The organism is Corynebacterium gallinarum (assembly GCF_014837045.1).
Lineage (GTDB): Bacteria > Actinomycetota > Actinomycetes > Mycobacteriales > Mycobacteriaceae > Corynebacterium > Corynebacterium gallinarum.
This window is the reverse complement of record NZ_JACSPR010000004.1, coordinates 291,593-301,888: the sequence shown is the minus strand read 5'-3', so window position 1 is coordinate 301,888 and position 10,296 is coordinate 291,593. Positions and strand designations below refer to the sequence as shown.

8 protein-coding genes are annotated in these 10,296 nt (G+C 61.7%); 6 read left to right on the top strand and 2 right to left on the bottom strand.

The window, feature by feature from the left end:
• Window positions 1-94: 94 nt before the first annotated feature.
• From H9627_RS07910 to H9627_RS07900, 3 genes are read left to right on the top strand one after another with little or no spacing between them, the layout of a single operon-like run.
• Entirely contained in the window at window positions 95-2,104 is a 2,010-nt protein-coding gene (locus H9627_RS07910; RefSeq protein WP_191733454.1) for an AAA domain-containing protein, read from the top strand.
• A 43-nt stretch (window positions 2,105-2,147) separates the two neighbouring features.
• The gene (locus H9627_RS07905; protein ID WP_191733453.1) at window positions 2,148-2,717 is read left to right on the top strand and encodes a phosphoesterase; all 570 of its coding nucleotides are present in this window, start codon (window positions 2,148-2,150) and stop codon (window positions 2,715-2,717) included.
• Window positions 2,714-3,232 carry a phosphatase PAP2 family protein gene (locus H9627_RS07900; RefSeq protein WP_225213601.1) on the top strand — a complete coding sequence of 173 codons (519 nt, stop codon included), beginning with the start codon at window positions 2,714-2,716 and terminating at the stop codon, window positions 3,230-3,232. Before H9627_RS07905 ends, H9627_RS07900 begins: the two co-directional genes overlap by 4 nt.
• Here the strand turns inward: H9627_RS07900 and H9627_RS07895 are convergent.
• Together H9627_RS07895 and H9627_RS07890 are read right to left on the bottom strand one after the other, a co-directional pair.
• Window positions 3,189-4,571: a DUF5129 domain-containing protein gene (locus H9627_RS07895; protein ID WP_191733452.1), complete on the bottom strand. Its 1,383-nt coding sequence runs from the start codon at window positions 4,569-4,571 to the stop codon at window positions 3,189-3,191. The genes H9627_RS07900 and H9627_RS07895 overlap by 44 nt on opposite strands.
• A 54-nt stretch (window positions 4,572-4,625) precedes the next feature.
• Entirely contained in the window at window positions 4,626-5,954 is a 1,329-nt protein-coding gene (locus H9627_RS07890) for an MFS transporter (RefSeq protein ID WP_191733451.1), read from the bottom strand.
• A 349-nt stretch (window positions 5,955-6,303) separates the two neighbouring features.
• Here H9627_RS07890 and H9627_RS07885 point away from each other — a divergent pair, with 349 nt between their 5' ends.
• The 3 genes from H9627_RS07885 to H9627_RS07875 are packed head-to-tail and all read left to right on the top strand — an operon-like array spanning window position 6,304 to window position 9,792.
• Window positions 6,304-8,274, top strand: a complete 1,971-nt coding sequence (locus H9627_RS07885; protein WP_191733450.1) for a glycosyltransferase — start codon at window positions 6,304-6,306, stop codon at window positions 8,272-8,274.
• Window positions 8,264-8,770 carry a phosphatase PAP2 family protein gene (locus tag H9627_RS07880; protein ID WP_191733449.1) on the top strand — a complete coding sequence of 169 codons (507 nt, stop codon included), beginning with the start codon at window positions 8,264-8,266 and terminating at the stop codon, window positions 8,768-8,770. The genes H9627_RS07885 and H9627_RS07880 overlap by 11 nt, the downstream gene beginning before the upstream one ends.
• Entirely contained in the window at window positions 8,767-9,792 is a 1,026-nt protein-coding gene (locus tag H9627_RS07875) for a decaprenyl-phosphate phosphoribosyltransferase (RefSeq protein WP_404826198.1), read from the top strand. The genes H9627_RS07880 and H9627_RS07875 overlap by 4 nt, the downstream gene beginning before the upstream one ends.
• The last annotated feature ends 504 nt before the right edge of the window (window positions 9,793-10,296 follow it).

The following is a 10,296-nucleotide window of genomic DNA, read 5'->3' as shown; positions in this document are numbered from 1 at the left end:
TGAGGAGCGCTGTCCTGCTATCCTGAAATCTGTTTCCTGATTAAATCCTCCGTGTCCACTATCCGGGGGTCGGGCCCAAGCTTCCCAGTCGGGGTTGGAAGCATCATTTCTTCGTTATCTCGCTCCGACAATCGTTGTCATCGGTGATGGCCACCAGGCGTCTCCTGTCACGGTGGGCATAGATCAGCAGCAGATCTTTGATCTGGAACAGCAGTATCTTGATGGTATTAAATTTGCTGATTCTTGGGTAGATCCAACCAATTCCCTTTTCGATGATGCCTTCTTGAGATGTGGCGGAGAAATCACGCTCAGGGAGCACCACCGGTGCGTTCCGGAGATCATCAACTTCTCCAATCGCATTGCATACGAACCTGAAAAGATCAGTTTGGAGCCTATACGTCCGGTAGGGGTTGACCGCCTGGCACCTTTCAAAATTGTTCACACCAGGCATGGTTATCAGCAGGGTGCCGGAGCCTTTCGCACCAATCCTGTTGAAGCAGACGCACTGGTGGAGCAGATCAAGAAATGTCTGGAGGATCCGGCATATGATGGTCTCACCTTCGGGGTCATTTCCTTGCTCGGTCCCGCCCAGGCAAAACTGATTCAAGGAAAGCTGCTGGAAGTAGTGGATGCTGGGGAAGCTGAAAAACGCCAACTAATGGCTGGTATCGCCGCTGATTTCCAGGGAGCCGAGCGCGATGTGATCTTTTTGTCGATGGTCTCGGCCTATGACCCTGATAAGCGGACAGCGTCCCTCACCAGGGCTATTCACGTTCAAAGATTCAATGTTTCAGTGAGTTGCGCTAAGGACCAGGTGTGGCTGGTCCACTCCATTGGTTTAGATCAATTGAGTAATAAGGAAGATATGCGTTACCAGTTGTTGGATTACGCATATGGAATAGCGCGCCAGGGCAGAAAGCCATTGAAAGTTCCCTCCCCGGTCTCCGATTCGGAACGGGTTGAACCATTCGAATCGCTTTGTGAACAGCATGTGTTCAACCAGATCGCATACAGGGGATTTGTGGTTGAGCCTCACAAAAATATGCTCGGCTGCTCCCATGGTCTTGTGATTCAGGGTGCGCAGGGAAAAATCGTAGTTGAATGCGATGGCGATCACTGGCAGGGGCCAGTGCAGTACGAACGTGACCTCGCTCGACAACGGGATCTGGAGCGCTGGGGCTGGAAATTCTTCCGCATCCGAGAAGTGGAATATTACCTGGATCCTTCTTCCGCCTTGGAGGGATTGTGGAAACTAATCGAGGGACAGGGGATCACGCCTTGGGATGATTTCAAGCACGAAAAAGGCCCCGATGAAAACATCATCATTCTTGATGGACCCGGAGGGGAATCGCCGACAAACATTAGCGGAGTGTCCCTGCCGGACATCAGGATACAGCCACTGCTTCAGCATCCTGAAAACCCTCCTGTGTCCCCCAGAGTTTCTGTCAGCGGGAGATCCGGACTAAACCGCGGGATCCAGTCAGCCTTGATGGCGGAGCATGAAGCCCGCGGCGAAGAAGATCTCTTCACGAGCCTCGAGAACCGGGAAGTTAGCGACAGCTCCGGTGGCGAGGAAGTTGGAGACCTACCTAATGGGGTCGATGTTCGTGAATACGAGCAATTTTCCGGCAGAACCATTCCAGTGAAGGGGGCCAACAATCAGGAAATTATCGATGGGGTGGTCCAGATCCTCGAGGTGGAAGGCCCGATGGTGGGTGGTTCCCTGGTGCAGACCTATCATCGTGCATCCGGTGGAACGAGGGTTTCACGTGAAACCAGGGCATTGGTGAACCGGGCTATTGCCAGTGCGAAACGCACCGGCCTCCTCATTGAAGAGAACCCTTTGGGGGCGGGGATTCAAAAGGATCGGACTTATCGCCTTCCCCATCAATCAAGTGCAGATATCCGTGAACTTGGCCCACGGGGACTAAGCGAGGTTCCTCCTCTGGAACTGCTCGCTCTGATGGAGCAGGTGGTGGATATGGATTTTTCGGATGAGGAAATTATGCGGGCTGTTCTCGAGTTCCATGGTTTGACGAAGTTAACCGCTAATGTCCGAAAGACACTCGAGCCCATTGTCACGCTCTACCGAAGTCGACACTGAGTGTAGATGTGGTGGCATTGCTCTTCGTCTAGATTGATCAGTCGTGACTGCTGAACAACTCGCGCGTGCAATCAGCGAACTCTTTGCACCCTGGATACTGAATATCGGTTTCTTTGTGGTGCTGGGGGCGTCGACAAGCTCATGGGCTCCGGCGCTGACCGCGGCTGTCGGCACCGGCCTGGTGCCCATGCTGCTCATTGTGCTGTTGATGCGCATGGGGCGGGTGGGAGACCACCACATTACGGCTCGGGACCAGCGAGGTCTGGTCTACGTTGGGATCTTCCTGTGTGTGCTCGCGCTCGTAGCGGCGCTCGCGTGGCTGGATACCCCACGCCTGATCTGGGTGGGTGTGTTCTCGGCGTTGGTGTTCCTGGTGATCTTCGGGCTGGTCACGCTGAGAATCAAAGCCTCTGTGCATGTGGGTCTGTGGGTGTGTCTGATTGTTTTCCTGAGTTTGACCGTCAGTTCCTGGTGGTGGCTTGGACTGTTGTTCACACCGGTGACCGCGTGGGCGCGCATCAGGATCGACCACCACACCATGGCGGAGGTCATCGTCGGGATCGTGACGGGCGCGGTGGTCACTGTTGTGTGCTACCTGGTATTTCTCGCATGACCACCATCGATCAAGGCATCCTCGACTTCTTCATCCACCACCGAGTGGAGGCACTGAATCCGGTGGTCATCGTGTTCACAATCCTCACCGGCCCGACACTGGTGTGGTTCTACTCGCTGATCGCCGCTGTGGTCATGCGCACGGCCTTTCCGCCCCTGGCGGTCGGGGCCGCAAATCTGCTCAGCCATGTTCTGAAGAGGGTTCTTGAACGTCCCCGGCCCGATGCCTCCACCCATCTGGTGGTGGAGACGAACTACTCCATGCCCTCCGGGCATGCCGTGGGTGCGGCGGCCTTTGCCATGGCGGTGACCCTGTTGATCCACCGGTGGTGGGTGCTCATCCTGTGGCTGGTGGCCCTGCTCGTCAGCGTGTCACGGCTGTATGTGGGTGTGCATTGGCCGAGTGACCTGCTGGTCGGATGGGTGGTCGGCGCAGTCACCGTGCTGGTGGTCCACCGGGTTTATGCCGGGGTCACCAGCTGGAACCGCCACCGGCTCCGGAGAATCCACTGCTGAAGGTGGAGCTGGACGAGCCGGACGAGGAGGCTGCTGATGCCGCGCTGACATCTGCGGCGTGCCAGGTGCTGATCATGTAGAAGGGCACGAATGAGTTGTAGCCGGTGCCCACCCTCCAGTCGTTGTCGTAGATGGTTGGGGTGGCGTGTTCGGTGCGTTTGACCTGCTTCATGTGGTTCTCCACGCCGGTGAGGGCGGCTCCGTAGTCGCGGATCACGCGCGCGTATTCATCCATGAAGGTGGGCGACGCGGTGGACATGCCCTCGATGCGGGCGATCAGGGCGCGCAGGGTGTCATCCAGGACGGAGTCCTTGTCGTTGATCTCCAGTCGGGCCTCCTGGATGTCCTCCCGCAGGCGGGTCAGCTCACGTCGGCGGACACCCTCATCGCCGTGTTCCATGTCGTAGAGGGTGTCGATGTTCTTCTGGGCGGTCTCCATCTGAGTGACCGTGGTGCTGACCTTCTCCAGTTCCTTGGCATGGGTGAGAAATGCCTTGTCATCAGCGGAGGCGGACAGGTCCCCGAAGGAGCCGAAGGAGTCATTGACCTCCAGGAAACGGGTGTGCACATCATCCCACTGGCGCCGTAGCTCATCATCGGCCAGGGGAGAGGTGAGCGAATGGGCGCGGATATTGATGCCATCGAGCTGCTGCGCGGTCTGGCCGTAGTGTTTCTGGGCGTAATCGAAATTCTCACGCGCCTTCTTCGCCTTGTTCTTCCGGCTGGCAGCCACGCCCACACCCACTGCACCGGCCCCGGCGGCGGCGATGCCACCCACGACACCTCCGACCACCCACCAGTTGGTCTCCTCCGGTTCGGTGACCACCGAGGTATCCGCGACAGACTGCGCACCGGTATACATCGCCACCGCGGTACGGCCCTCCTGGAGCACGGGACGCATGGCGTCGTTGATACCGCTGTAGCGCTCCGGTTCGGCAACCCCCAGTTCGGTGGCGACATCATTACCGGCGTAGACACCCATGGTGTTGGGGTCGAATCCCACCGCGATGATCACCTCACCCGGCGCGAAGGAATCCTCCTGGATCCAGTCGGGGTGCTCGGCACGCAACAGCTCCTCCACGTCATCATTGATGTTGTCGGAACCGCCCTCGAGGGTGATGTAGCGGACGTTGTGCACCACCTCGGGGAATTCAATATCCGGGGTGGCGGTGATCAACCACTGTTCATCCTCCGCCGATATCTCCTCGGCGTAATCCATCACGGTGACATCGAGATCGGTGAGAGTCGTCTGGGCGTATGCCAGGGTGGCGGCAGGGAAGAACAACAGGGTCCCGGCGGCCACGCCAGCGGCGATCCTGGGGAGCAGGTGTGCAGTCATAATGCCAGACTAGGCCCGGTCAACCCCGGTCACAATGGGGCTACCGGATTGTGATCATTTCTCCACCAGGGCAGGTTTAGCCATGACCACGGTGGTCTCCCGGGGCAGGGTGATGCCGCGCAGGGCGGTCGCGCCCAGGATCATGATGCAACCGACGGTGAGATAGATGTGGAGGGGGGAGATTCCGGCGTCGATAAGCACCCCGACGCCGAGCGGTGCGAGGATCGCACCGACCCGACCCACGCCGAGCGCCACCCCCACGCCCGTAGTGCGCATACCCGCGGGGTAGATCTGGGGCGCGATCGAGTACAGGCCCGCGATGCAACCGTTGAGCAGCATGCCGGTGAGCACGCCCAGGGCGAAGGCGAGAGCCGGCAGCGGAATGCTCGAGATGAACCCCACCAGCAGCACCGCTGAGCCGAGGCTGAAGGCGATGAGCGTGGCCTGCGCGTTGAACCTCGTGGTCAGCCACCCGTAGATGAGGGAACCGAAGGACCCGCCCAGGGTGAGTAGCAGACCACCCACGATGGACTGCTGGGCGGACATGCCGGCATCCTCCAACAGTTTCGGGGTCCACGAGGAGGCCACCTGGAAACCGATGGTGATCAATGCGAACGCACCCCACAGTCGCAGGGTGTTGCGCAAGAACGCCGGGCCGAGCACTGCCGGCAAGCCACGGCGCGGGGTGTTCGGTGTGTTCGGTGCGCTCGGGAACATGACCTCATCCCTGATACCGAGGCGCACCGCGATCTGCCGGGCGCGGGAGAGGTCACCACGGGTGCGCAGGTAGTCGAAGGATTCCGGGATGAACGCCCAGACCGCGGCGATACCGAGGGCACTGAGCACGGCACCGGCGAGGAAAACCTCACGCCAGCCGGTGGTGGGGATGAGTTGGGCGGCCAGTAAACCACCCAGGGTGGCGCCCACACCGTAGCCTGCGGCATAGATGCTGATTGCCATGCCGCGGTTGCGTTTATTCGAGTATTCACTGGTGATCACGGTGACCACGGTCAACACCCCGCCCACACCGATGCCCGTGAGCAGACGCGCGATGCCCAGCTCCGTGGCGGAACCGGCGACACCCGACCACAACAGGCCGATGCCGTCGAGGGCGAGCGCGGCGAGGAGAATCGGGCGTCGGCCTAGGCGGTCACCCAGGGGACCGAAGGAGAGGGAACCGATGCCCATGCCGATGAAACCGAGACTGATCAACAGACCGAGCTGGGATCCGCTCAGCTCGAATTCGGCGGCCACGGAGGTGGCGGTGAAGGCCATGGCGAGGATGTCGTACCCGTCCATGGCGTTGAGGAATGTGGCGATGGCGATGATGAACCACTGATACCGGGTCATCGCCCGGGTATCGATGAGTGTTTTGATATCCATGTGGATGCGTGCCTTTCAAACGGAATACCGAAGCGGGAATGCTGCGGTAAAAGGGGCACGCTTGCCTGCGATAAACCGGGGCTCCGGTAGTTGGAAGCGCAAGAAACCTGTGAGTTCAGGTCGGCTTCGAAGGTAACGCACACCACTCCGGCCACCCAAAGACCGCCTGAATTAAATTCACCCTAGCGGGGTGTCGTACGTGCCTGGCACCCGGAGCGACGGGGTGTTCCACGCCTCCTCCCATGGAGTTTCCAGGATGAGTGCGGCGCGTAAGTTCTGTGAACCGGGGGAGTGGCTACTACGCTTAGAGCGGATAATTGTCAGTTCAATGAAGGGTGAAGATACGTCAATGAGCACAACCAACCTGGCGGTTGAGCAGCTGCAGCGCGTGCTCCTGCCGAGGCGAGGCGAGCCAGCCGATGTCAGGTCCCTGTACCTGCTTGAAGCTGACATTAATAAGGAACGGCTGGAATGGGACGACCGTTTCAGTGTGTCCGTGCCTGCCGGTGCTGAGGTGTCTTTCCAGACCTACTTCAACGCATTCCCCGCAAGCTACTGGCGTCGCTGGTCACAGCTGGATTCCGTGGTCCTGAAACTGGAGATCACCGGCGAGGCCCGCGTGGACCTCTACCGCTCCAAGATCGATGGTGCCCGCATCGGCATCGACGGCGCGGTGGTCAAGGATGACACCGTGGAATTCGAGATCTCGCTGGCGCCGTTCGAGGACGGCGGCTGGATCTGGTTCGACCTCACCGCCGAAACCGACGCGCAGATCGTGGAGGCCGGTTGGTACGCACCCTTCGCACCGCGGGCGCAGATCATGCCCGACGGCAGCGAGGTCGGCCCCTTCGAACCGCGTGTCACCATCGGTATCCCCACCTTCAACCGCCCGGCCGACGCCGTGGCCGCCCTGGAGGCACTTGCCTCCGACCCGGCCGTGGATGCCGTCATCGACGCGGTGCTCATGCCCGACCAGGGCAACAAACACCCGGCCGATGAACCCGGTTACCAGGCCGCCACCGAGGCCTTCGGGGACCGTTTCTTCGAGTTCCGCCAGGGCAACCTCGGTGGCTCCGGTGGTTATTCCCGCATCATGTTCGAGGCCCTCGGTGGCGTGGACGGCACGGGGGAGGCAGGTGCGAGCAGGAGCCCGTACATCCTTTACATGGATGATGACATCGCCATCGAGCCGGATTCTGTCCTGCGTGCCCTGCAGGCCGCCCGTTATGCCAAGTCGCCGATGCTCATCGGCGGACAGATGCTCAACCTCCAGGAACGCAGCCACCTGCACTCCATGGGTGAGGTCGTCGGACGCCATGACTTCATGTGGACCTCCGCCCCGCATGTGCACTATGACCACGACTTCTCCAAGCACCCGCTGTCCGACCGCGGCGACTACGACGACGACCCGGACGCCCCCAACTCCCGCGACCTGCACCGGCGTATCGACGTCGATTACAACGGCTGGTGGATGTGCATGATCCCCCGCGTGGTCGCCGAGAAGATCGGCCAGCCACTGCCGCTGTTCATCAAATGGGACGACGCCGAATACGGTCTGCGCGCCGGGGCCGAAGGGTTCCCCACCGCCACCTGGCCGGGCATCGCCATCTGGCACATGGCCTGGTCCGACAAGGACGACGCCATCGACTGGCAGGCCTACTTCCACCTGCGCAACCGCCTCATCGTGGCAGCCATGAACCACGAGGGACCTGTCGACGGCATCATCCGCTCCATGCAGAAGGCCACCTTCAAACACCTGCTGTGCCTGGAGTACTCCACCGTGGCCATCCAGAACGAGGCCATGAAGGACTTCCTCGCCGGGCCTGAGCAGCTCTTCGACATCCTCGAAACCTCCCTGCCGCGCATCGCCGCGATCCGCAAGACCTACCCCGATGCCGTCATGCTGCCCAGCGCCGCCGAGCTGCCGGGTCCCACCGGCGCACCGGGTGTGCCTACCAAGGACATCGGTGGCCGCCTGGCACCCCTCAAGAAGGCCGTGTGGCTGGCCAAGGGACTCAAGCACACCCTGTCCCGGGAGAACAAGGACCACCACGAGGTGCCCCAGGCCAACTTCGCGCCGATCGAGGCCCGCTGGTTCAGCCTCTCGCGTGTCGACGGCGCCACCGTCACCACCGCCGACGGCCGCGGCGTGGTCTACCGCAAGCGTGACCGCGAACAGGCCAAGGAGCTGGGCAAGGAAGCCCTGCGCCTGCAGAAGCAGGTGGCAGAGCGTTTCGACGAACTGCGCACCCGCTACCGCAACGCACATCCCGAGCTGGTCAGCCGCGAATCATGGGGCAAGGTGTTCAATGAGCAGTAGAGAAGTACAGATCCTGCTGGGGATCCAGAAAGCACTCCTGCCCGTACCGGGTGTGGTCAAGACCGCCACCAGCCTGAGCCTCCTCGGTGAGCATGCCGCAGGGTGGTTGACACTCGGGGCGGCGGGGGTGGTCGTCGACAAGCGTCGCCGTCGCTCCTGGGGCGGGTTGTTCGTCGCGGCGTTGACCAGTCACGCTGCGTCCGTGATCATCAAACGCATCGTGCGGCGCAAACGCCCCCACGACGCACTGATCCAGATCGGGGTGGGGACACCGTCGAAACTGAGCTTCCCCTCCTCCCACGCCACCTCCACCACCGCGACGATGGTGTACCTGGCACGCATCACCCGATCCCCCCTGCCACTGTTGGGCATTCCTGTGATGGCGTTGTCGCGTATGGTTCTCGGTGTCCACTACCCAACTGATGTGCTCGCAGGCACGATTCTGGGCGCGGCCACGGCCGAAGCCGTCCACAAGATTGAAAGGGCAACCGCGTGAGTGACAAGATAACCGTTCCGGGTGGCAGTCATGCCGCCGAGCACCCCGAACGCCCACACGACTACCTGGGCTCCGAACCACACACCTCGGCCCTGGTCACCGACGGCAAGAAACGACAGCCGCCGAAGAACCTCGCCGACGGCATGATCAAGGCGCTGCGCCCCAAGCAGTGGGTCAAGAACGTCCTCGTGCTCGCCGCGCCCCTGGCCGCGGGTGCCGACGCCATCTTCAACCAGCGCACGCTTCTCGACGTCGCCCTCGCCTTCATCGTCTTCTGCTTCGCGGCCTCCTCCATCTACCTGGTCAACGATGCCCGCGACGTCGAAGCCGACCGCGCCCACCCCACCAAGCGCTTCCGCCCGATCGCCGCAGGTGTCCTGCCCATCGGTCTCGCGTACGCCATGGCCGTGGTCCTCATCATCGCGGCCCTGGGCCTGTCCCTCCTGGCCACCGACGGCACCGCCCTCGCCGCCGTGGTCGGTGTCTACATCGCCCTCCAGCTGGGCTACTGCTTCGGTTGGAAACACCAGCCGGTCATCGACATCGCCCTCGTCTCCTCCGGCTTCATGCTCCGCGCCATGGCCGGCGGTGTCGCCGCAGGCATCGAACTGTCCCAGTGGTTCCTGCTGGTCGCAGCCTTCGGCTCCCTGTTCATGGCCTCCGGCAAGCGCTACTCCGAGATCCTCCTGGCCGAGCGCACCGGCGCCAAGATCCGCAAATCCCTCGAAAGCTACACCCCCACCTACCTGCGCTTCGTCTGGACCATGGCCGCAACCGCCGTGGTCATCTCCTACTCCCTGTGGGGCTTCGACCTCTCCCAGGCCTCCGACGACGCCGGCCCCTGGTACCAGATCTCCATGGTGCCGTTCACCGTGGCCATCCTCCGCTACGCCGCAGGTGTGGACACCGGCGACGGTGGCGCCCCCGATGAGGTCGCCCTCAGCGACCGCGTCCTGCAGATCCTCGCTGTTGCCTGGCTGGTCTGCATCGTGATCGCCGTCTACATCATGCCGATGCTGTAGTTGTTTCCTGCGGGTTGCGTGTGGTGCGCCCCGGTTGCTGTCCTGTTGCGTGCAGGGCGGCGGCCGGGGCGTTTTCCTTTGGGGCATGTGGTGTTTGTTGGTCTGTGAGCAGGTGGGCGCTCACAGGACAACAGCTGCGGGGTTTCCGGTGGGGGAATGGCAGTTTGGGGCTCATCTGTTGGTGTGTGAGCAGACTGGTGCACACAGGACAACAGCTGTGGGGTTTTCGGTGGGTCGCATCGCAGTTTCGGGCCCATCTGTTGGTGTGTGAGCAGACCCGCGCTCACAGGACAACAGCTGCGGGGTTCCCAACCGGCAGCATCGCAGCTTCGAGCCCATCTGTTGGTGTGTGAGCAAACCCCCGCTCACAAGCCAACGGCTGACCCCCGCGCAGGCCCCGAATACCCATCCCGGCACGCCAACACCCCCAGCATGACCCGGAAAGAGCAGACGCCCCCGCAGCCGTGCCTGATTAGCGCCTCTGACCAGCATGTCCATTAACTG

Bases quoted from the DNA above. Each gene is read 5' to 3' on its own strand.
- H9627_RS07885 (WP_191733450.1), top strand. From the start codon at position 6,304: ATGAGCACAACCAACCTGGCGGTTGAGCAGCTGCAGCGCGTGCTCCTG.
- H9627_RS07890 (WP_191733451.1), bottom strand. From the start codon at position 5,954: ATGGATATCAAAACACTCATCGATACCCGGGCGATGACCCGGTATCAG.
- H9627_RS07900 (WP_225213601.1), top strand. From the start codon at position 2,714: ATGACCACCATCGATCAAGGCATCCTCGACTTCTTCATCCACCACCGA.
- H9627_RS07895 (WP_191733452.1), bottom strand. From the start codon at position 4,571: ATGACTGCACACCTGCTCCCCAGGATCGCCGCTGGCGTGGCCGCCGGG.
- H9627_RS07880 (WP_191733449.1), top strand. From the start codon at position 8,264: ATGAGCAGTAGAGAAGTACAGATCCTGCTGGGGATCCAGAAAGCACTC.